General features: G+C 53.7%; 18 protein-coding genes and 2 pseudogenes. 9 read left to right on the top strand and 11 right to left on the bottom strand.

Going from position 1 to position 21,619, the window contains the following annotated elements:
- Together guaA and AC5JQH_RS01255 are read left to right on the top strand one after the other, a co-directional pair.
- Window positions 1–1,578 carry a glutamine-hydrolyzing GMP synthase gene (guaA, locus tag AC5JQH_RS01260; protein ID WP_491713860.1) on the top strand — a complete coding sequence of 526 codons (1,578 nt, stop codon included), beginning with the start codon at window positions 1–3 and terminating at the stop codon, window positions 1,576–1,578.
- Between the two features lie 165 nt (window positions 1,579–1,743).
- Window positions 1,744–3,271 (top strand): annotated as a pseudogene (locus AC5JQH_RS01255) (transposase).
- Window positions 3,272–3,498: 227 nt separating this feature from the next.
- On the opposite strand, the gene AC5JQH_RS01250 reads toward AC5JQH_RS01255, so the two are convergent.
- The gene (locus tag AC5JQH_RS01250; RefSeq protein WP_491713859.1) at window positions 3,499–3,699 is read right to left on the bottom strand and encodes a hypothetical protein; all 201 of its coding nucleotides are present in this window, start codon (window positions 3,697–3,699) and stop codon (window positions 3,499–3,501) included.
- Between the two features lie 96 nt (window positions 3,700–3,795).
- Between AC5JQH_RS01250 and AC5JQH_RS01245 the strand changes: the two genes are divergently transcribed.
- The 7 genes from AC5JQH_RS01245 (at window position 3,796) to AC5JQH_RS01215 (ending at window position 8,442) form a co-directional block, all read left to right on the top strand.
- Entirely contained in the window at window positions 3,796–4,089 is a 294-nt protein-coding gene (locus tag AC5JQH_RS01245) for a hypothetical protein (RefSeq protein ID WP_493790993.1), read from the top strand.
- 421 nt (window positions 4,090–4,510) lie between these two features.
- A complete protein-coding gene (locus AC5JQH_RS01240) occupies window positions 4,511–5,464 on the top strand; it encodes a hypothetical protein (RefSeq protein WP_493790992.1) in 954 nt (317 codons plus the stop codon).
- A gap of 27 nt (window positions 5,465–5,491) precedes the next feature.
- Entirely contained in the window at window positions 5,492–6,172 is a 681-nt protein-coding gene (locus AC5JQH_RS01235) for a winged helix-turn-helix domain-containing protein (RefSeq protein WP_493790991.1), read from the top strand.
- 122 nt (window positions 6,173–6,294) lie between these two features.
- Complete coding sequence (locus AC5JQH_RS01230; protein WP_493790990.1) at window positions 6,295–7,557, top strand: HAMP domain-containing sensor histidine kinase; 1,263 nt, start codon at window positions 6,295–6,297, stop codon at window positions 7,555–7,557.
- A 79-nt stretch (window positions 7,558–7,636) separates the two neighbouring features.
- Entirely contained in the window at window positions 7,637–7,810 is a 174-nt protein-coding gene (locus tag AC5JQH_RS01225; RefSeq protein WP_493805198.1) for a hypothetical protein, read from the top strand.
- Complete coding sequence (locus AC5JQH_RS01220) at window positions 7,800–7,949, top strand: transposase family protein (RefSeq protein ID WP_493805197.1); 150 nt, start codon at window positions 7,800–7,802, stop codon at window positions 7,947–7,949. Before AC5JQH_RS01225 ends, AC5JQH_RS01220 begins: the two co-directional genes overlap by 11 nt.
- A complete protein-coding gene (locus tag AC5JQH_RS01215) occupies window positions 7,894–8,442 on the top strand; it encodes a transposase (RefSeq protein ID WP_493790988.1) in 549 nt (182 codons plus the stop codon). The genes AC5JQH_RS01220 and AC5JQH_RS01215 overlap by 56 nt, the downstream gene beginning before the upstream one ends.
- Window positions 8,443–8,687: 245 nt before the next feature.
- On the opposite strand, the gene AC5JQH_RS01210 is transcribed toward AC5JQH_RS01215, so the two are convergent.
- The 10 genes and pseudogenes from AC5JQH_RS01210 to AC5JQH_RS01165 all read right to left on the bottom strand — a co-directional run bounded on the left by AC5JQH_RS01210 (window position 8,688) and on the right by AC5JQH_RS01165 (window position 21,582).
- Entirely contained in the window at window positions 8,688–9,911 is a 1,224-nt protein-coding gene (locus AC5JQH_RS01210) for a hypothetical protein (protein ID WP_493790987.1), read from the bottom strand.
- A gap of 36 nt (window positions 9,912–9,947) precedes the next feature.
- Window positions 9,948–10,970, bottom strand: coding sequence for a YecA family protein (locus tag AC5JQH_RS01205; RefSeq protein ID WP_493790986.1), 1,023 nt, complete (start codon window positions 10,968–10,970; stop codon window positions 9,948–9,950).
- Window positions 10,942–12,081: an ATP-binding protein gene (locus tag AC5JQH_RS01200; RefSeq protein WP_493805196.1), complete on the bottom strand. Its 1,140-nt coding sequence runs from the start codon at window positions 12,079–12,081 to the stop codon at window positions 10,942–10,944. The genes AC5JQH_RS01205 and AC5JQH_RS01200 overlap by 29 nt, the downstream gene beginning before the upstream one ends.
- Before the next feature lie 160 nt (window positions 12,082–12,241).
- Window positions 12,242–12,778, bottom strand: a complete 537-nt coding sequence (locus AC5JQH_RS01195) for a nuclease-related domain-containing protein (protein ID WP_493790984.1) — start codon at window positions 12,776–12,778, stop codon at window positions 12,242–12,244.
- A gap of 40 nt (window positions 12,779–12,818) precedes the next feature.
- Window positions 12,819–16,052, bottom strand: coding sequence for a DEAD/DEAH box helicase family protein (locus AC5JQH_RS01190; RefSeq protein ID WP_493790983.1), 3,234 nt, complete (start codon window positions 16,050–16,052; stop codon window positions 12,819–12,821).
- Window positions 16,042–17,889 carry a phospholipase D family protein gene (locus AC5JQH_RS01185; RefSeq protein WP_493805195.1) on the bottom strand — a complete coding sequence of 616 codons (1,848 nt, stop codon included), beginning with the start codon at window positions 17,887–17,889 and terminating at the stop codon, window positions 16,042–16,044. Before AC5JQH_RS01185 ends, AC5JQH_RS01190 begins: the two co-directional genes overlap by 11 nt.
- The gene (locus AC5JQH_RS01180) at window positions 17,889–19,142 is read right to left on the bottom strand and encodes a DUF6361 family protein (RefSeq protein WP_493805194.1); all 1,254 of its coding nucleotides are present in this window, start codon (window positions 19,140–19,142) and stop codon (window positions 17,889–17,891) included. Before AC5JQH_RS01180 ends, AC5JQH_RS01185 begins: the two co-directional genes overlap by 1 nt.
- Window positions 19,143–19,240: 98 nt before the next feature.
- A pseudogene (locus tag AC5JQH_RS01175) lies at window positions 19,241–20,617 on the bottom strand (IS1380 family transposase).
- Window positions 20,618–20,977: 360 nt separating this feature from the next.
- On the bottom strand, window positions 20,978–21,304 hold the full coding sequence (locus AC5JQH_RS01170) for a type II toxin-antitoxin system RelE/ParE family toxin (protein WP_493790979.1): 327 nt from the start codon (window positions 21,302–21,304) through the stop codon (window positions 20,978–20,980).
- A complete protein-coding gene (locus AC5JQH_RS01165) occupies window positions 21,301–21,582 on the bottom strand; it encodes a type II toxin-antitoxin system Phd/YefM family antitoxin (RefSeq protein ID WP_493790978.1) in 282 nt (93 codons plus the stop codon). The genes AC5JQH_RS01170 and AC5JQH_RS01165 overlap by 4 nt, the downstream gene beginning before the upstream one ends.
- Window positions 21,583–21,619: the final 37 nt, after the last annotated feature.

The following is a 21,619-nucleotide window of genomic DNA, read 5'->3' as shown; positions in this document are numbered from 1 at the left end:
ATGGCCCAGAACATTCACGACCACCGCATCCTGATTCTCGATTTCGGTTCCCAGTACACGCAGCTGATTGCCCGCCGTGTGCGGGAGATCGGCGTCTATTGTGAGATCAAGGCGTTCGATATCACCGATGAAGAACTTGATGAATTCAATCCCAAAGGGATTATTCTTGCGGGCGGTCCGGAGTCGGTAACTCAGCTGGGCGGTCCCCGGGCACCGGAAGGGCTGTTTGAACGCGGTATTCCGATACTCGGTATTTGTTACGGCATGCAGACCATGGCTGAACAGCTTGGCGGCCGCGTGGCCAGCTCCGAGAAGCGTGAGTTCGGCTATGCCCAGGTTAAAGTACGAGCCAAGGGCCCGCTGCTGGCCGATATCACTGACCATCTGACCCCGGCCGGGGAGTCGTTGCTGGACGTGTGGATGAGCCACGGTGACAAAGTGGTGGCGATGCCCGAGGGCTTTGAGCTGCTGGCCTCCACCGAGAGTGCGCCGATTTCCGCAATGCAGGATCTCAGCCGGAATCTGTACGGTGTTCAGTTCCACCCCGAGGTTACCCACACCCTGCAGGGCAAGCGGATTCTTGAGCACTTCATCCTGAATATCTGTAATTGCGAAGCGCTGTGGACACCGGCCAAGATCGTGGACGATGCAGTTCGGCAGATTCGTGAACAGGTCGGCACTGACAAGGTATTGCTTGGCTTGTCCGGCGGTGTGGACTCGTCGGTAACAGCGGCATTGCTTCACCGCGCGATCGGTGACCAGCTAACCTGCGTGTTCGTGGACAATGGTCTGCTGCGTCTGCACGAAGGAGATCAGGTGATGGACATGTTCGCCAGCAACATGGGCGTAAAGGTGATTCGGGTTGATGCCGAAGACCTGTTCCTGTCGAAGCTCAAGGGCGTCAGTGATCCCGAGCAGAAGCGCAAGATCATTGGTAACACCTTCATCGACGTGTTTGACGAGGAAGCGGTCAATATCCGGGACGTCAACTGGCTGGCCCAGGGCACCATCTATCCGGACGTCATCGAGTCAGCCGCCTCCAAGACCGGCAAGGCCCACGTCATCAAATCTCACCATAACGTGGGTGGCCTGCCGGAAACCATGAAAATGAAGCTGGTGGAGCCGCTGCGGGAACTGTTCAAGGATGAGGTACGCCGGATTGGCCTCGAGCTGGGCCTGCCTTACGACATGGTTTACCGTCACCCGTTCCCGGGTCCGGGCCTGGGCGTGCGCATTCTCGGTGAAGTGAAAAAGGAATACGCCGATATCCTGCGCAGGGCAGACGCCATCTTCCTGGAAGAGCTTCACCGTGCCGATCTCTACCACAAGACCAGCCAGGCGTTTGCCGTGTTCCTGCCGGTCAAGTCGGTAGGCGTGGTTGGCGATGCCCGCCGCTACGAGTACGTGGTGGCCCTGAGAGCGGTTGAGACCATCGACTTTATGACTGCCCGCTGGGCACATCTGCCGTACGATCTGCTTGAAACGGTCTCCAACCGGATCATCAACGAGATTACCGGTGTGTCCCGGGTAACCTACGACGTATCTTCCAAGCCGCCGGCAACCATTGAGTGGGAGTGACTGGTATTCACTGGCAATGACTGGCACTGGGGGTATTACAACTGACGGTACAGGACCGCGCAACCAAGCGATAGACTGTATATCAATACCGTATCGCAAGGACGACCTAAGATTTAGCTAGGAAGTGCTGAATCAAACCTAAAGGGGTTCTACAGTGCGCGGTTCATGCTCCACGCGGCAGCCAGGATGGCCACCCGGGACGAGGATGCTGCTCGTTACCGGCGTCGCCGGCCCGAGCAGACGCTTCTCTATCGGATCGTTGACGAGTATTACCCGGTATTCACGGCCCATCTGGCGGAGCTGGGCAGGGAGCTGCCGGGCTATGTGCAACGGGAATTCGAAGATTACCTCAAATGTGGCCGCCTCGAACATGGCTTCCTGCGGGTACGTTGCGAGTCGTGTCATGCCGAACACCTGGTCGCCTTCAGCTGTAAAAGAAGAGGGTTCTGTCCCAGTTGTGGGGCGCGGCGCATGGCGGAGAGTGCGGCGCTGCTGGTCGATGAAGTCTTGCCCGAGCAGCCTGTGCGCCAGTGGGTGTTGAATTTCCCGTTCCAACTGCGTTTTCTGTTCGCCAGCCGGCCCGAGATCATGGGTCGGGTGCTGGGCATCGTCTACCGCGTGATTGCGACGCACCTGATCAAAAAAGCAGTCCATTGCCATGCAACGGCCCGTACCGGCGCGGTCACTCTCATCCAGCGGTTCGGATCAGCGCTCAACCTGAATATCCATTTCCATATGCTGTGCCTTGATGGCGTGTATGTTGATCCTCCCGCTGGAACAACCCGGTTCCGTTGGGTCAAGGCGCCGACCAGCCAGGAGCTCACCCAACTGGCTCACACCATCGCCCAGCGGGTCGGCCGCTTTCTGGAACGCCAGGGCCTGCTGGAACGAGACGCGGCGAACAGCTACCTGGCCTCGGATGCGGTGGACGACGACCCGATGAATCCACTGCCGGCATTCGATCACTTACCGCGTTGCCGTCGGCCCCCAGGCAGGGCGCAAGGTGTTCACTTTGCAAACCCTGCCGGCCTGCGATGAGCCATTCGAAGACGGGGTGGGCAAGGTGGCCGGGTTCAGCCTGCACGCGGGGGTAGCGGCCAAGGCCGATGAACGCCAGAAGCTGGAACGGCTGTGCCGCTACATCAGCCGCCCGGCGGTGTCGGAAAAGCGCCTGTCGCTGACGCCGAACGGCAATATCCGTCACCAACTCAAGACGCCGTACCGGGAAAGCTTGCCCTGCGAGCGTAGCGAGTGCTGTGGGTATGGCACCACCCATGTGATCTTTGAGCCGCTCGACATCATCGCAAGACCGGCCGCCCTGGTGCCGAAGCCGCGCGTGAATCTGACGAGATTTCATGGCGTGTTTGCGCCGAACAGCAAGCCCCGAGCGTTGGTGACACCGGCAAAGCGGAGCAGAGTGAACATGCGTCATTCGGGCGGGGAAGAGAAGACCGTGGCAGAGCAGTGGGCCTCAATGCGTTGGGCACAACGCCTGAAACGTGTCTTCAAGATCGACATTGAGACGTGCAGTGCCTGCGGCGATGCCATGAAAGTCATCGCCTGCATCGAAGCCCCCGTGGTGATCAAACAGATCCTCGATCACCTGAAGCACAAAGCCGAAATCAGAGAGCCTTGGGCGTTGCCCGAAAGCCGGGCGCCGCCGGCTGGGCTGCCGCAGGGACTGTTTGACTGACGAGCCGAAAACCAACGGTTCAAATCAGCATGCTGCGCTCACCCACCGCGGCAGGGGTTCGTCATGCCGGATGGCGGGAATGGAGCCGACTGTGGCGAGAAGAGGGCGGGTTTTCAGTGTACTTGGCTCCATGCCAGTCGGATTCGGGGGGGGCATTGCACGGTTGCCGGGCGATTCAACAGCAGTCAGCTGCTGCTGGGTCTGGGTGAAAAGGGCGTTTATTCTTCCTATACACTATACACACGGTAACCGAAATCGGCCTGGGGGTCGGTGGGTGGTTCCACCAGCAACACCTGGTCGCAGCCAATGCCGAAGCGTCGGTCGGCCAGGGCACGGACTCGTTCCGGGTTCAGACGTACGTTTTGATCGACGCCGTCGATGACCACGAAGTCATTGCCAAGGCCGTGCATTTTGGTGAACTGGAGCATAATGGGGTAAGGGTACCAGGGTCGGCCGGGAACCCCAGCCGTGCCGCGCCGCTCCAACTCCATAAGACGGGTGCGGCGAGGCCGCAGGGAGGGTCCATGAACAAAACTGTACTGGGTGTGGTGATTCTGGCCGCGCTGACCACGGGCGCGCGGGGGGGGGGCGAGATCCCGTTCTCCAAGTTTCGGCTCCTGGACGAGGGCATGAGCCAGGCCGAGATCCTGGTGCGGGCGGGCGAGCCCGACCGGGTGACGGTGGTGGACAACTTCAAGCGCTATCGCGAGATCTGGTACTACATTCCCACCGGGACCACCGGTGGCTGGATTACCACTATCCGGTTCGACGAGAGTGGTAAGGCCTTTCGCATCGACCGCGACAAAATCCTGCCTTAGCAGGTTGTATAAACCCCGCCCCGATTAAGCGCCGAACAGACTGCGGTAATCCCGCCAGATACAGCGATCCATGACCACGTGTAGACCGACGGCGCGGGCCCGTTGGGCCGCGCCCGCATCCACGACGCCGTCCTATACACTGCTCTATATCGTGATTCCGGTGATCGTCGCCCAGCGCCTTCTCCTTGCGCCGGCAACACCGCCATCAACACCCTGTTCTAACAAGCCACGCCTCAAGCAAAGCAGCGCCACACTGACTGTTACGCTGTTTAACCCTGGAATACCGCCCTCTCCACCACGCATGAGAAAAAGAACACAGGATTGTCATTTGGTAATTTTCCGGTAACGCTCAGATTATCTATGCCGTTTAAAGTTATTTTAGAAAGTTAGCCGGCCAAACAGGGTGAAAAGGAAAAATATTATGAAACACAAGATCTATAGAAAGTGGTTGTTTTTACTCGCGTATGTTGTTGTCCTTGTATCTCCATCAGTCGCCTCTGCTGATGCTACCGATGGCGGCGGTCATCACCGCGGACCTGAAGCAGCTGAAATAGAGGCTGAAATCAGTCTTATTGGCGTTGGTGATGCGAAGTCGAGTGTCGGAAACGCGTCAGTTGGAACCGCCGGCGTGATTATTGAGACCGAGTACGAAAAAAATAACATGGTTTATTCATTTAATTACGAGAGATGGAAATATAATTGGACAAATCCGGAGAATCTCCCTTTTATTTCCGGCACGACGGCTAATCCCTGGAGCACTTTCAATACGCTGCAGTTTGGTTTTGGGTATGAGCAGGAGATAAATGATCAGTGGGAGCTATTTTATATTGTTGAAGCTGAATCTTCTTTTGAAAAGGAAACAAGTGGCTCTAATGAATATGAGCTAGGTATCGATATTGAGTATAAACCGTCTGAAAGCTGGGCATTCGTGGTAAATATGAATTATGAATATCTGGACGCAGACGGTGGAGAGCTTGGAATGGATCTGGAAATCATGTGGAATCATCACAGCAAGGAAGGCTGGTCCGGTGAATTTGAAATAAGCAGTGAATTTCCAGAATCAAGTCTGACTTATCATTTTACCAGAGCGTTTTCAACGACCCTGTTTTATGCTGACGGCGGAACCAGCACAATCAGGCTAGCCAACGACACCCCGGTGACCGGCATGCAAGGTGGGTATCTTGAAGATGAATATCAGAGCATTGGCACAAGATTTTCTTATGAGCTGGCGCATGAAAGTTACCTGTCGTTTTCAATCCAGAAAAATTTTAATAGACAGCTGGCTTTTATCGATGGTACCGGTTCCGAAGTGGAGACTAACTATAGTTTTGAGGATGCCATCGGTGCTACACTTTCCTATGAACTCCAATTTTAACCCATACGCGTAGGAAAATTGCCAGCAATGAGAATCTTGCTCATCGAGGACGATCAGGTTATTGCCAGCTTTATTGCTAAGGGATTAAAAGAAGCGGGTTATTGTGTTGACCATGTTGATGATGGGCTGGAGGGACTGGATCGAGCGCTCAACAACGTCTACGACCTCGGTGTTGTTGATATCATGCTGCCTGGCCTGGATGGCTTGTCGATCATAGAAAGAATGCGCGACAAGAAGATCGAGACGCCGGTTATTATCCTCAGTGCCAGGCGGTCCATCGATGATCGTGTAAAGGGTCTGAAAAGCGGCGGTGATGATTACCTGATTAAGCCGTTTTCATTTAGTGAGTTGTTGGCGCGCATGCATGCGCATTTGCGGCGTTTTAATACTGCTGCTGAATCCTCCTCTTGCTTAACTATTCATGATTTGTCACTTGACTTATTATCGCGAACGGCTACTCGTGAAGGAAAAAAAATAGATCTTCAGCCTAAAGAGTTCGCGCTTCTGGAATACCTTATGCGTAATTCCGGAAACATTGTTTCAAAAACCATGATTATGGAGCGTGTTTGGAATTATAATTTTGATCCACAAACCAATCTCGTAGAGGCGCGTATTAGTAGGCTTAGAGAAAAGGTGGACAAGAATTTCAGTGAATCTTTAATCCACACGATACGCGGCCTGGGTTATGTATTTGAAAAGAAAAAATGATCCGTTTTCCTAATACGCTGGCATTCAGATTGACCTTTTGGTACACGTTAATTGTTATCATATTGATAACGGTGGCTTTTAGTGCGTCTTATTTTTTACTCAAAAAAACACTGGATCAGAGCATGGAGCAGAATCTGATTGAGGATATCGGCGAGTTTCAACTGTTATACCAAAAAAAGGGGCTGGACGGCGTTAAGCGGGAGATTAACCGTGACATGAAATCCGATGGGGAGGAGGAGCTTTTCTTTCAGTTGTTTGATAAAGACGGTATGCGGATTTATAGCTCTGATTTGTCTAGCTGGGGCTTCTTGCCTGATAACCAGGAGCTTATCAAGCAAGTGTTTTCTACTGAGGAACTTATTTTTCAATCCATGCGCATTCCGGGGGAGGAGTACGAGGTCAAAGCTGTTTATGGTTTAATCGCTCCTGATACCCTGATTTATTTCGGAGAATCAACAGAAGAAACAGAGAATATAATAACGTTGCTGTCGAACGTATTTATTGTCATGTTGATAATAGTCATTCCACTTGCATCTGTTTTAGGTTGGGTAATGGCAGGACGTGCTGTCAAAGGCATTAAAGAAGTGAGCCGCATTGCTTCAGAAATAGAAAAAGGCAAGTTAGAGCAGCGTGTTCTTGTTCCTGCACAAGGAGATGAAATCACGCAACTGGTTGATACATTTAATGCGATGCTCGACAGGATATGGGTTTTAATATCCGAGATGAAAGAGATGACGGATAGCATTGCCCATGATTTACGCAGCCCATTGGCGCGCATAAGAGTGATTTCAGAATCAGTATTGTCAAATGAAAACACCCCTCCGACATTCAGGTCCGCAGCATCGGATACCATAGAGGAGTGTGACCGATTATCACAAATGATAAACTCTATACTGGATGTTGCAGAGGCTGAAGCAGGTGCTCTTCAAGTAACAAAACAGAAAGTGAACATCTCACAACTGGTTCAGGATGCCTGTGAACTCTTTGAAGAAGTGGCTGAGCAAAAAGGCATCAAGCTGACCTGTCGCCTGCAAAAAGATTGTTATATTTACGGCAATATCCAGGAGCTACAGCGCATGCTGGCTAATCTTCTGGATAACGCCATAAAATACACATTAGCTAATGGCCAGGTGAGTGTCGCTCTAACCTGTAACAGGCAGAACATCGAAATTATGGTGTTGGATACAGGTGTTGGTATTCCAGAGAGCGATCAAGCCCGGGTATTTGATCGTTTTTTCCGTTGCGATCAGAGCCGTACTCATGATGGGTTCGGCCTGGGATTAAGTTATTCAAGAGCCGTTGCGCATTCCCACGGCGGTGATATAGAGCTGAGCAGTAGCCTGGAAAAAGGCAGCTGTTTCATCATCAAGCTGCCCATCACATAAATGGTTCTTCGCAGATTTCTGTGAAATGACCGTACAACCCGGGTGTCCTGCAACTTTATGGATTGAGATGGGAAAGGTGATGGAAATCGAAGATCATTACAGCCAGCTTCTTGGCATCTACTCTCCGTGGTCAATCAGCGACTTCGCACTGAACCTTGAGCGAGGCCGCGTGGATATCGTAATCGAATATACCGATGACACCGGCCCGTGTCCGGAGTGCTGTGCCGAGAGCCTGATACACGATGAAACGTGAGCAGCGCACCTGGCGCCACCGGGATACCATGCAGTTTGCCACCTATCTTCATTGCCGGGTCCCGCGCGTGCGCTGCAAGGAACATGGCGCCAAAACGCTCAACACGCCCCGGCGGGCAAGAACAGCCGCTTCACGTTGATGTTCGAGGCGTTAGCGATTCGCGTGCTCAAGGCGGCGCGCAGTGTCGAGGAAGCCCGCAAGCTGCTCGGTCTGAACTGGCCCAGGTCAATGCCATCAAAGCCCGCGCGGTCGAGCGGGGGCTGGCCCGGCGCGTCGAGCAGCCGGTGCGCGATGTTGGCATTGATGAGAAGCCGTTTCGTTCCAATCACCGTTATGTCGGCAGCCTGATCGACCTGGAGTTTGATCTGGAGCAGGCGCGCACCGAGGCGGCCGCCAAGGGCCTGATCGAGAAGGGTCTGGGCACCGCGCAGCGCGAACAGGTCGACGCGGTTGCCGTGGACATGTGGCCGGCCTTTGCCAATGCCATCAACCCCCTGTCTCTGGTTTTTACTCGCTCAGTAGAGGCGACAACTATCCTGACACAGGGGGCACCTATACCAACAAGTAAGCCATTGATATCAAATCGTAAATATGGCTCGTTTACAATCGAGTGGAATGGCAGGAATTTGTAAGACATTGAATTACAATAATTAAAACAATTCAATCGATAATATAATCTGCATCATCAATGGTATTTTTCATGGTATTTATTGCGTGTAGCAAGGCAGAAGACATCGATACCATGAGAGAGAAATTGATGCTGGCATGGTATTGTCGACGTTCAGGTTTTTCTTCTCGAACACGTGTGGCGTGATTATGCTGGTCGGTGCGGTTGATATCGTTGCCTACCCCCATTTCCGAAAAGCGTGTCGTTGTGTTATTTCAACGCCTGCCAACCCGGTACGGCTTTAGCGAACTCTTCTTGAAAAGCCGGACGTTTGATGTTGTCCCGTTTGACTTTGATGGCGAAGTCGCGCCAGCGCGGCGCATCGTGCAGTACATCAACCAACACGTGGTGGACCTTCTTCATTACCTGTGCCTTGCGGGTGTATTCCTTGCGTAGGGCGTTGCTCTTGATATTGCCCAGTCCTGATAAATAGTATTTGAGAATCGCTTCGGGATATCTGCTTTCGAGGCGCCTGGCGGTCTGCAGTTCATAGGCGCTGTCCCAGGCGTAGAGGGGATAGCGGCTTCGGGTCAGCACGACCACCGCTTCCTCATGCTCTTTGCGGTGCATGCGGATGCGGAGTTGCTCCGTGTCCCAGGCGTTCTCCAGCTGCGCAAGAATTTTCGCTTCGTAACGCTTCCATTCGGCGGCCGTGCACAGTTTCCGAAACGCCTTGTACTTGTCACAGGTCAGCTGATCGATTGTCTGATCGAATTGTAGCGCCAGGTAGCGTTCGCGGTTGCCGGCGGATTTGGCCCGCTTGGCAACGAACTGGCGCAGTTCGTCCATGCGGCCCTTTCCGCGGAGCAGCCCTTCCTCCGCGACCTCCATGGCCTTCTGCCTTTCACCGGCCTTCCAGTGGAAATCCGCCAGGTCGTGATAATCGGTGCCGGTGGCCAGTTTACGCTGGCGCAGCTCGAGATATTTTTCCCGGTTGCCGAGTCGGCGATAAATGCGGCGGGCATGGTCAAGTTTCCAGTCCCCACCCATGGTCTCGAAGGCTTCCGCCAGTGCCCGCCAATCGTCGTCGGTGTAACAGGCCGCATAGGCCACATCGTAGAGATCGTCGTCAATGCCGGCATTACCACTTTCGATATAGGGCAGGACCTTATCGAGAAGTTGTTGCCGGTAAGCCGCTTCGGTCTTTTTCCGGGAAAGGGTCTGTGCGATCTCCTGCAACAGGCTCGAAACATGGAAGTCGGCGTCATAATCGCCGCCACCGTATGCGTCCAGTTCGTCCAGATCCGGAGCGAGTTCGGCCCACAGGGTCAGCAGTTTTTCGCCCTCGGACTGTATCTTTTGGTTGTGTGACAGGGCGGTGTGCCTGGTCAGGTAATCGAGGCATTCATGCCGGACAGCGGGGCGCGAGGATGCCACGAGGACGAGCAGATCCACCAGCTTTTCTTTTGTCGCGGTCTTCATCAGCGCAGCCAACGGATCATCCTGTTTGCGTTTTCTCGCCATGAACCTTTACTTGGTGAGCTGAAATTGAACGATCTGGCCCAGCAACGGCAGGGCCTTCACCCGGTACTCGTGACACAGGAGTTCGTCGGAAGCCGGCTCCACCGTCGCTAGACCCAGAAAGTCTGCGAAGTGCACCAGCGAGCGCCAGGTGTAACCGCGGCGCACTGTCTCATCGGGCGAAATTACCTGGCTCGGTGGCACTTCATCCAACAGCATCGGAAAGGCGCCCAGGAAGGCGTCTTCATAAAACACCTGTGGCCGCGAAATGTCACCGTAGCGCATGAGCAGGTAGAGCGTGAACAGGAAGGCGCTCTGTATTAATCGCAATTCGGGATAGCCGTCCCAGTACGCCCAGTTGAACTGTTCGACATAGACCCTGAACAGTCTGGGATAAACCGCCGGAAGGCCGTTCTCGGTCAACAGCCGGCGGCAGTCGCGACTAAGGATGAACCGGCCCTTGTATTTACGGATCAGCCCCGCGAGTTCGGCCACCAGACGGGTGATATGCAGATCGGCGAAATCCTCCTCCCGATTGATGCCGCCATAACGGGTTTTTTCCTGATACCGCTGCTCACCCCAGTAGGCCAGGGCGGCCTCACGGCAGAAGTTGCGCGGCAGATTGCCCTTGGCGGTCGGTTTAAGGCCCTGTTCGCCGATGGTGTCCGTCAATAGCCCGAACAGGATCAGTATCGGCGCGACCGGGTTGGCGTCGAGCACCTCTGGAAAACGGACCAGTCCCGGTGATGCGAACGGAAAATTCAGCATCCGGTGCATCTGCTCGGGCGATAAACCGTGGAATTCGTCCAGCTGCCGATGGTTTTGCTGTTGGGTAATCTGGTCGAGAAATGTCTGCGCTTCTTCCAGCGAGTTGAATTGCCGGCCTTCGAGCGCCTGGCGCAAGGTTTCGGACATGCCTGCCGCGCCATGGCGGGATGCCGTGCTGTCCTCCTTGCCCAGGCAGCAGTGCTTGAATTTCTTTCCGCTGCCGCAGGGGCAGGGATCATTGCGACCGATGGCCGGTGTTTTCATCTACAATCTGCTCAGAGTTAATTTCATGCCACGGTAATACCGTGACATCGGAACGTATCTGCCGGGTGTCACCGCCATAAACCAGCCATGCTTTTCCAGCGGTATCACCTGCCAGCTTTTGCCAAAACTCCAGCCCCCTGAAGTAATCCTTGTTGATGGTTTGCCCGGATTTGATTTCCAGCGGTGACAGATGGGTGCCATGGTCAATCAGCAGGTCTACCTCGTGTCCCGAACGATCACGCCAGAAGTAAAGGTTCGAGGTTTCGCCCGCGTTATAACGGGCCTTAAGCATTTCATTGATGACCCAGGATTCGAACAAGGCGCCCCGTTGAACATGAGTAGCCAATTGCTCGCTGTTTTGGATGCCGAGCAGCCAGATGGCAAGACCAGTATCCAGGAAATAGAGTTTGGGCGTTTTGACCAAGCGCTTGTTGAAATTCTGGTGATGCGGTGGCAACAGATGCACGATATAACTGGCTTCCAGTACGGATATCCAGGCTTTGGCTGTGTTATGCGTAATGCCGCAGTCATTGGCCAGCGAGGAAAGATTGAGGAGTTGTCCGGTCCGGCCCGCGCACAATTTCAGGAAGCGTTGAAACGTGCCCAGATCCTGTACCTTGATCAATTGCCGGACATCGCGTTCCAGGTAAGTGCGTACATAGTTTCCATGCCAAGGGTGCGGTTCGAGTCCGCGGTCGAAGATGGGAGGGTACGCCCCATCGAAGAGTATCTTGTCGAGGTTTTTGCCAATTTTTCCTGAGCGTTGTAATTCGCCGTAGGCCATGGGTAACAGCGTCATCAGTGCGGCTCTGCCTGCCAGGCTCTGTGTGATGCCTGATAACAGGCCAAACTGCTGGGATCCCGTCAGGATAAATTCGCCGGGTTGTTGTCTTTCGTCGACGCGTGTCTGAAGATAGGAAAACAGGGCAGGGCAGCGTTGCGCCTCATCCAGGATGGCACCTTCAGTAAACTGGTTCAAAAAACCACGCGGATCCGTTTCAGCAAATTCCCTTTGGTCGAGATCCTCAAGCGATACATAACGGTGATCGGGAAAGGCATGCCTCACCAGAGTGGACTTGCCGGACTGGCGAGGCCCGGTGACTACAACCACTGGATAGCCGCTGGCGAAGTGTTGAAGCCTGGGTTCCGCGTTCCGGGGGATATAGGTCACAAAGGGGTTCTGTTTGCTTTCCATGCCTACATTATGGAGTAAAATAGCTAATTGTCAATTTAATTATCAATTAGCCACAATGTGGGGTGCTGGGTGCAGCCTATCTTTCCAAGAGGGAGATACCGATAAACATATACTCAGTAGCCCCTAATGAGTACCAAATTCTGGACATGGTATCTTTTGCAGCGGCATCTACGATACGCTCAGCATTCAGCCCGGCTGCATTGACCTGTTTGACCTGATAGTCAGGACAGTAAATAAGGTAAACGACGACAAGACTTCGGTTTTTGCCGTTCAGCCAGTTGAATTTTTCCCGCACCTTGTCAATGGATCGGTGAACCTGTTGGGCGACATTCTTATCGTCAGTACCATATCGCTTGACGAGTCCCTGGTCTGTTTCTTCCAGACCTCCGTTCTTCTGTTCTATAAAAAGGACTTCTCCAAAACGATTCAGTACGACGAAATCTATTTCTCCAAAATGCGTCCATGCCTCATATTCCCTTGACCAGTGAACCCCGTGGAAAATCGTAAAATCGTTGGGCAGCTCTGCTTTAAGCATTTGCAATGCTTTGAGCTCGGCATTCTGCGCACCGGAGAGGGACAGGCGAGTCAGGTCGGATGGGACTATGTGCGCCACATGATTCTCCTGTATCTATTTATTCCGAGCATTTTTCAACCTATGGACTCAAATTAATCTTCAGGCGTCCGACCAGTTCGTCCAGCCTGTCCTTCGGAACATGCTTTATCAGGTACTCCACCAGGTCATCCTGCCTGGGCTGACCAAATACCAACCTGTAAACCGCCAATGACCGACGCAGCGCGTCGATAAGCTGCCTGTCTCGCGTCAGTGGAAGTGATGGCACATATCGTTCGATACGTGCCCCACCTTCGATCGGGTAAATCCAGTACGGCACAAGGTCATTTTCTCCTTTCTGACGATCCTTTCTACCGGCCTCCAGCATCCCGAACCACGGATCTTTGTCGCGCGATTCCATGGCATGATGACCATACTGGCTCGCAATATTTTTTCGTATCGCATGCCCCTTATAGCGATGCACGCGCCCTTCACGTTGCTCCAGGTCCACGGGATTGGCGGGTAAATTCCAATGCACGATGGCATGGCAGTACCAGTGAAAGTCGAGTCCTTCCTGGCCGATAGATGTCGAGGTAACAACGAAGGGCCAGAAAGGAGAATTGAATGCCTCGCGAACCTTATGCGCACGTGATGCAGCCATGTCACCACTCTCCTCGTCCCGCCCTTGACCAAAAGGCATGGCGAATCGCGAAGGGAGTCGATGCGTCTTGACTGTTACGCCTCCATTTCCCGCTCGAATATCATCCACGGCCAGTGCTGCCGCCCGGACAGTGAGCGCTGTTTGAATTGCTTCGGCAATATCCTCAACCATCTCCTCTGGCTCTTCCCCAACGAGGCCGAGTGAATCTTTGAGAATGTGTACATATTCATCCAGCACAGACTGCAAACAACCTTCTGCGCCATATTCAAGCACCCGTCGCCAGTACGGATCTGTCTGCTTCAAGCCACGTAAAAGCGCAGCAACCTCTACCCGGTTGTAAAGACTTCGAAATGCCCAGCCAATCCTTCCTGCCGCATTTCTTGCACCCACATGAGTTGCCAAAGTTGGACCTGTAAAACGGTCCAAAGCGCGCAGTGCACAAATAGCCGGTCCACCCAGGGCAAACAGAGTCAGCACCTCCGCCAGATCATCTGGCGGTCGACCTAAGGTCAGCCCACCGTTGAGCAATTGCCGGGCACGATCGACGTGTTCATACCATGCGTCGTCTCCACTACTATCTTCTCCCGCCCACTGGCCTTCGAGACCGGGTTGGCCGAACCATTCCTGTGTTGCTTTGGGATAGTGGTGTCGATCCAGAAGAATTGGCGCCGCCCAATACCATTGCTCGTCGACACGGGATTCGTCCGTCGGCATTGCAAGTGCCTCGAGTCCTTTCGAAATGTCCACCCAGATAATTCCTTGCAGCTGCTTCAATGTAGGTGGCTCACCATTGCCGTACTTCCTTGCCAGACTCAGTGGGTCATAACGCCGAGCCAACGAGATTGATGGGTACATCAGGGCAAGCACCGGCATGCCTGTGGGCCGGTCCTTCGACACCGCGATACGCAATAGCAGTGTATGACCTCTTCGTTCTCGCTCGTCTTCTGTATTCAGGGCGGCTGGTTCGAACAATTTGACCGCCTGCCGCTCAGCTTCGTAGCTGAGAATGGTCGAAACGACCTTGGGTACGACTCGCCAGCTTGAAAATATCAACCGCTTGGTGATCTGCGAATGGGTGCGATTGCTGAATGGCCCGTCCAAATCGTAATAGGGCAGAGACGGGGGCAACCAAAGCAACTGCCACATCTTTGTGTCGATCACCTGTTTTATAAGCCCACGAAGGCGTGCGTTGCGCGGGTCCAGCGCCTCGTAAGCTTCAATGTCATCCCAGGAAAGCAACAGGTGTTGTGCTTTGGATAGTGCTCGCGTAATAACTTCCGTCTTCCCCTCTCCATCCAGTGCATCATGGAAGCTTCGCTTCAGTTTGTAGTCTTCCATGAAATTAAGCAGATACGATGATGACTTCCAGTATTCGATCGTATTCGGCATATCCAGCTCACGCGCAATCGACTGTAATTCCACGTATGCCAGGATGTCGTTCGCCAGCAGCTCTACATCCTTTGGTTCCATCTGGGTGAGCATGCCTGCACGATCATCAGTCACTGCCAACCGCTCGGTGCGGGCCATAACGCGACGTAGGGTTTTCTGGATATCCGACTTTATGCTTTCAAGCTGATCAGGGGATTGGTCATTGAATCGGAGCAATTCGTAGCGGTACTCCCGAAGCAGGTTCGCGAATTTCTCCACTTTCTGCTTATTGCGAAACAGGAAGCCCAGCGTGTCAATGAAATCACGATAGTGATCTTCATCATCACTCTCGTCTGACAGCGTATACATCTTGTAAGGCGTGGCCGAGAGCAAGAGCACGCGCACCGCGGTCAAATCATCCGAGTATTCGAATAACTTGCGCGCCAGCACACTCGCATCATCCTCACCGCTGAGAAGGTGCTTAAAACGCTGGAATTCATCGAGAATAACCAGGTCGGGTTCCAGCATCCTGACGCAGGTCTCTGCGAGTAAACTTCGCAGTTTTCCCACAAAGGCAGACCGTTCAAGTCTGGCCTCTCGCGTAATCCTTGCATCTGAACGCCGATACTCCTGACAAAGCCAGTCGAACCGCTCACGCAATGTCCACTCACCGTTGTCCTTTTCCTCTCGCACATGCTCTCTTATTGTTTTGCGAAACTCCTTTGCAAGTGTGCGATCGATCCGATTGTTGTCAGGGAAATATTTTAATTGCTGTCTGAATCGCTTGGTTCCCGACGTTCCCTGAAATACATTCATGGGAGCGGTTCCGGAAAAGTGCCAGATGTCTTTCAACAACCAATAGAGCAGCATCCGTTCCGGGGCTACGCCGAGATTACTTTTTAGATCAAATGAGGTGCCTGGCGTAAATGAAATGAAATTAATTCGATTCTTGTTCAGATCGCGCAGCATGATGGGCAATAACGTGATGCGCGTTGGTAACGTCTTGCCTTCATCACCCAGCACATTCAGGCGCTTGATATTCTGCCGCGCAATATCCGCATTGGAGCAGATATACACAATATCGATCCGATCGACCCGATCCCACAAATGGTGCAACGTACGTGCGATAACAGACCGGGCAATCAGTGTCTTACCTAGCCCCACCTCATCCGCGACGAGAAACCGGTGCGTAGAACGTGCCTGCTCATACAGCCTGTGAAATACCGCAGCCGCTGTACGCCGCTGAAAATCTTTCAAGCCGCGATCGATCTCGCCGAGATCCGGCAGTTCGCTGTCCCTAGCCCCCACGTCTTGTTAACTCCTCTCGCGCTTCCCACAAGGGGTGCCAGATCTGCTCGAACTCTTGCGGGAGAAGCGCTCTCCCTTCCTCGGTGTTCTGCAGGTCGGTCACTAGATGAGCAACCTGGTCGATCTTTTCCGGGGCACGTTCCAGTGCCTTAACAAGCGCCTCTAACATCGGAATATCCGCATGAAACCCTCCGTTCGCTGTTCCTGCATATCGTGAGAAACCGGAGATTTCAGAAAGCGATAGCGCCCCTTCTTCACCAAGCAGCAAAAACAGGTAGCGCATCAATTGCTTCTGGTCCTTCAGCATATAGCGCAGTAGTCGCTGACGCCGGTTTTCAGGGAATCCCTGTGGAGGGAGATTCAGTACGAACCGGCAAACGCCTGACCTACCATCGACGGAGATCCGTCCCTCGAAAGCAAAAAAGGTCGTCAGCCCCTCAAACGATACTGACGAGAACGAGGACGACCAGCCTCCGTCCGATATCAGGCGCTGCGCGCCCGCCTCCTGCCTGAGCGTCAGTGGCCAACATTGCAGGTCGAATTCTGCATCTGGAAGATCCGGATGTTTTGTAGAAGACAGCCTGAGATCGAATAGATTCTCTTCAGACTGTTCAGCATGCACCACTAATTCCAGGTCAACGACAAAACGGCGAAGACGCAGGAGCAAATTCTCCAGAGCCTGCTGAGTCGAGTCCGCCCCACCTTCTTCGCCTGGCGAAAACGGCTCTAGGAGGTCGCGTAGTACACTGATACCTTTTTGTTGAGGGCAGAGAATCGCTTCTACCCCCATGTGCTTGGTTTGTCCTCGCATCTCCACGAGAAACTCAACATTCTGGTGAAATGCAGCGTTCGTGGCATTTGCCGAGCCGGTCCACACACGCCCTATTCCCGAATCGTCAAACGCGAACAACTTGGCATGCAAGCCGGAAAGTAGGCTTTCTGTGTCCGGCCCATCACCCGGTTCAACACCTTCTTCCTGCTCTATGTCTGCCCCTCCACTCAAAGCGAAAATCTCGTAGTCGCCAATTTGTTCGGGATCAAGCGCTTCCAACTCGTCGACGCGGGAAACAAGCGTCTGCTCACCGGAGATATTCAGCCGACTGAGAGTGCTTTCCGCGACGAATGGTGCGATCACGAGACCCCGGTCCGCGCTATCCGGGAACGGCCACATATCTTGCTCACCAGGCAAACCGATCGGCCAGAATTCAATATCTTCAATATGCTCCGGCAATTGGAACTCTACATAGTCAAGCTCCCTGGCCAACTCCGCCAACGTATTCTTTGTATTATCCGTTAGCTCCTGTACAGCCATCGCCTGCAACGAACGGATAAACCGTGAGAGTGGTTCATTTTTCTTTGTCGCCTCCTTGCCTACTACTCCATCCAGTACAAGCAGGGTGTCCCAGGAACGATCAAAAGTGAGATTACGGGAGGCACAGAGCAGGCGATACTGCGCTGGCTCGCCATCGGCCACGTAGCGCACGATCCACACTTTTGGGTGAAACACGCCTCCGTCCCTGACCGCCCTCACCTCATGGACACTTGATTCCAGGTAGCCAAAGAGCAGTCGATAGGTCTTTGGCACAGCGATCTGGCCTGCCTGGCAAAACACATGGATACGATCCACATGACGGCGCAACGCTTCCAGCAGGGCATTCGGGTCCTTGGTTGGTTGACCATCGTCCCCTTCCCAGTCAAAGAAGGTAAATGCAAGTGGCGCGACCAATAGCGCCATGAGGTCCAGGGAGTAAGTCGTCGATACCGCGGCATCCAGCCGAAATCCCGGTGGCGGGCGCAGTGATTCAAGCAGCAAAGTACGATCCTTCGGTGCCAGCACTATCCCTGCCCCCTTCCCAGACCATAAAGGATATCCTGCACAATGGTCTGAACCTGCTGCCAGCGGTAGCTGAGTTGCTGTGTACCGGCTGCACCACTCCACATCTCGAGCGCCCTGGGGTTATCAAGACGGGCCAGTGCTCGTTTCAGTCGACGCTCTCGATGGTGAATGAGGTCTCTCGCGCCACGAGCACTAATGAGGGTATCGATTCCATCTGCACCAAGTGCGATATCTGTCCAGGTATTTATGAAATGGACAGTTGGAATCGGAATACGCGGATTTACACGATGAATGACTTCCCAGAAATCAGAGCGGGAATCAACCCACTGATCTAATGTTCGGCGTTTGTCTTCGACCTCACCGTACCAATCGTCCAGTGCATTTCGATAATGACTAACGAGACCTTCTTGTGAACCAGCACCATCATTACCGTTCGACGCCCGCTTTTCCGCCAGCATCAGGTTATAAAGTAAAGCCGCCCCGAGCATAATCAGCGAGAAGAGTTCTGCATGGTGCAGCTGCGCCTTCACATGGATTGCGCATTCACCGACTTGTGGATGGTGCCAGGGAAAACTGACGGCATCCCACCTCTCCCCCTGGTCGACCAGAAATGCGATCAGGGTACCCGGAACATTTGTCATTATCTGCTGGTGCAGATACTCAGCCTCTTCTTCTCTAAGTTGAAGTGAGGCTCCTTCAGGGAATCCATCCGGCGCGGGTGGCAAACCCTCGTGCCAGTTGGTCTGTGGCTTGAAAAGCTCGACGATTCCATCTTCGGCAGAGGCATGGACCTGACGTCGACCCAGGTAGAATCCATCAAGCGACCGATGATACTGATCCAGAGAACCCTGAAATCGGCGGATACCAAAAACACCGAGACCCGCCCAATACACCGAACTCGGTAATCTTTGCAAACCGGCTTTCGCATCTTTACCGATTACTCCGTCCGTAACGTCCGACTTGAGTAACTGGTAGATCAGATCAATTTCGTGCCGGCGCGCCAGCCTAGCCACATCACTCGATTTTGTCCTGCCGGCCTCAAGAGCCTGATATATCCAGGGAATAAACAACAGGTACTTGGCCCGTGTCTGGATCGTGCTGATTCCGGGAAACAAGGAATCTGCAAGCGCGTCTCTGACTGTTCCAATGCCAAGCTCATCCCGCGTGTCTTGTTCACGGAACAGATCAACGACATCGAGCGCTTTACGACGGTCGCTTTCTGAATGATCGAGCCAAGCAAAGGTGGATGCCATCTATTCCTTCTCCAAATTACCGCTTAGTTCATGAATGTCCATAATTAGTGTCCTCTCCGGTTAACCCAATCATTGCATAAATTTTGACGAAAACAGGCTCAGGCCACTTGCTTCAGGGCATCCAGATAATGCAACAATTCGTATTTCACGGTTTGATTCGCGCTCATGGTCAGCGTCAATGCGCCCTGAGGTTTGGTCAGACGACCGGCACGCTGAATCAGCTTGCGTCGAATGGTGCCGAGTTGTTCGAAACACCACAGCGGCGCGCGCTTTTCGGTGGTGTTGCGCGATTTTTCATGGCACAGCATCTGCATTTCCCGGTTGAGATTGTGTGCCATCACCGCCGAGAGCAGATAAACCTGGTTGCCGGCCTGTTTGCGAGTGGGGACGTAATCCATCTGCGTCTGCGATTTGAGTTCGGCGAATACACCTTCCTGAGCCCCGCGCCCATTATGGAATGCCAGCGCTTTTTTGGCCGACACCGGCTTGTTGGTCACGATCACCTTGAAGTCCTAGCCGTATTCATAGGGGACGAACAGGTCCAGCTGGACCGCGCCCTTGTACTGTTTGCGATTCTGGTTTCGGGTGAACACGGAGCGGTAGCGATCCTGCCATTTCGCCGGTTTCCAGTCCGTCTCGAAGAAGCTGCACTGCCCATCGAGGCGGCGCCAGCGTTTGCGGTTCTCGATCAGGGTCTTGAGCGCGGCAAAGCGCTCGAAAGGGACGCTGGCGGTGAACTCGACCTCCTCACGATCCAGCATGCTGACAATGTCATCATTGAAAAAGGCGCTGTCCATGCGCGCCTCGATCGTGGCGCGCGGCAAAATCGCCTTGATTTCCCGCATGCAGGCGAGGATGAAGGCCTTGGCGCCGTTGGAGTCGTGCACATTACCGGGCCGGTGCCAGACATCGAGCACCTGCCCGGTCTGGGCGACGGTGCAAAACAACGGATAGTAGCTGCGGCTTCCTTTCTTCTTGCGATTGAAGCCCACGGCCGTGCCTTCGGCGAAGCGGCCGGTGGAGAGCACCGAGCCGTCGAAGTCCAGGGTGATGCGGGCCAGGCCCAGGGCGCCGAGCCGCTCCAGGACCCGCTGCCGATTGAGTCGACGCAGGTTGGCGACGCCGGTCTCGTCCAGCCCCGCCAGAGTCCGGCTGACGGTGGCGACATCGGGCAGGCGCCCCAGGCCCAGCAGCCGATGCACCATGGGGTCATCTGCGTAATAGCGCATGTCCTGCAACCGACGGTAGCCCAGCAGCAGATGGACCACCAGCAACAGCACCACCACGCCGTGACCGAAGATGGGACTGACCTTCAGATGGCGAAAACAGCTGCCGAGCTGTTGCTTGAGTCCGATACGGGAAAACAGGGGCTGGTACACCACCAGGCCGGCGAACGAGGTCAGCTTCTGATCTTCGAACCGGATCTCGGGGATGCGATGGGTCTTGCGATGAATCGCGGCTCTGCTACACTTCATGCAAACGGTCTCCGTTGGTGTTTTTGGTTGTTTTGGCGACTCCCATTCTACCAACTTCGAGGCCGTTTTTTTATGCATGCAAGCCATCTTCTCGCGTCGATTTATGCCGTTTTCTGGACCTCACTTTTGGTGAAGTCCAGAAGCAGAAGCGTGACAGACGTTTCGTGCTATATATGAGCTGTTTGCTTGAGAAACAGCGCCGGATTTATGCAACTGTCGGGTAAAGGCTCGTTTACAATCGAGTGGGAGTGACCGGTACTGGCAAGTAATGTCCGGCACTGACTGGCATCGGCAGGCAATAGCGACCTCAGCAGTGCCTGTATCGAATCGAGTGTGGACTCGAATTTGTCATCACCAGTCCTAACGAATTAGTCGTCGCTGAAGTAACGAAGGCATATCCCTTCGACCATCAAGGATGCAGTGAACGAAAACGTCCTGACGGATTGCTTCATAGATGACGCGGTATGGCTTGAAGTAGACTTCCCGGTAGTTTGTTACACCGATTCGATCGAGTTCTGGTGGAACGTGTCCACGTTCGGGCAGTTCGGTAAGTCGCGAGCAGAGGGATTCCAGCTGATCCAGTACGTAATCCGCATTCTGCGAAGAGTCGTGGAGAGCGATATAGCGGTAGATATCGATGAGGTCCTGTTCTGCATCCGCGGTGAGGCGGACGCGATAGCGCTTCACTCAGTAATTTCCCTGGCGTGCTTTCGGGCATCGGCAAAGGCTTTCTTAAGAGGCTTGCTCCGGCCTTCCCGAATACTCTTCGAGCTTTGGGCCAGCATCTTGAGTAGTGCCAGCGATTCCTGGGTTTGTTCATAACTGGCAATATCCTGTAGTACGGCTCTGGCTTCACCGTGTTGCGTTATTACCATGGTACGTTGCCCTTCGCTAACGTCTCGCAGAACCTCGGCGGTATGCTTTTTCAAATAGCTAATGGGTTTGACCGATTCGCTCAGTTTCATTGCGTGTATTCCTTGGTGGTTCCAATGGTGCTAAATA

This window comes from Marinobacter sp. H13, assembly GCF_059072335.1.
Note: the sequence above shows the minus strand (reverse complement) of the source record. Positions and strands in the feature narration are given on the sequence as shown.

Excerpts from the sequence above, each read along its gene's own strand:
- AC5JQH_RS01230 (WP_493790990.1), top strand. The coding sequence starts at position 6,295 with ATGGAGCAGAATCTGATTGAGGATATCGGCGAGTTTCAACTGTTATAC.
- AC5JQH_RS01180 (WP_493805194.1), bottom strand. The coding sequence starts at position 19,142 with ATGGCATCCACCTTTGCTTGGCTCGATCATTCAGAAAGCGACCGTCGT.
- AC5JQH_RS01220 (WP_493805197.1), top strand. The coding sequence starts at position 7,800 with ATGAAACGTGAGCAGCGCACCTGGCGCCACCGGGATACCATGCAGTTT.
- AC5JQH_RS01235 (WP_493790991.1), top strand. The coding sequence starts at position 5,492 with ATGAGAATCTTGCTCATCGAGGACGATCAGGTTATTGCCAGCTTTATT.
- AC5JQH_RS01205 (WP_493790986.1), bottom strand. The coding sequence starts at position 10,970 with ATGAAAACACCGGCCATCGGTCGCAATGATCCCTGCCCCTGCGGCAGC.
- AC5JQH_RS01240 (WP_493790992.1), top strand. The coding sequence starts at position 4,511 with ATGAAACACAAGATCTATAGAAAGTGGTTGTTTTTACTCGCGTATGTT.
- AC5JQH_RS01225 (WP_493805198.1), top strand. The coding sequence starts at position 7,637 with ATGGAAATCGAAGATCATTACAGCCAGCTTCTTGGCATCTACTCTCCG.
- AC5JQH_RS01215 (WP_493790988.1), top strand. The coding sequence starts at position 7,894 with ATGGCGCCAAAACGCTCAACACGCCCCGGCGGGCAAGAACAGCCGCTT.
- AC5JQH_RS01245 (WP_493790993.1), top strand. The coding sequence starts at position 3,796 with ATGAACAAAACTGTACTGGGTGTGGTGATTCTGGCCGCGCTGACCACG.
- guaA (WP_491713860.1), top strand. The coding sequence starts at position 1 with ATGGCCCAGAACATTCACGACCACCGCATCCTGATTCTCGATTTCGGT.
- AC5JQH_RS01165 (WP_493790978.1), bottom strand. The coding sequence starts at position 21,582 with ATGAAACTGAGCGAATCGGTCAAACCCATTAGCTATTTGAAAAAGCAT.
- AC5JQH_RS01250 (WP_491713859.1), bottom strand. The coding sequence starts at position 3,699 with ATGCTCCAGTTCACCAAAATGCACGGCCTTGGCAATGACTTCGTGGTC.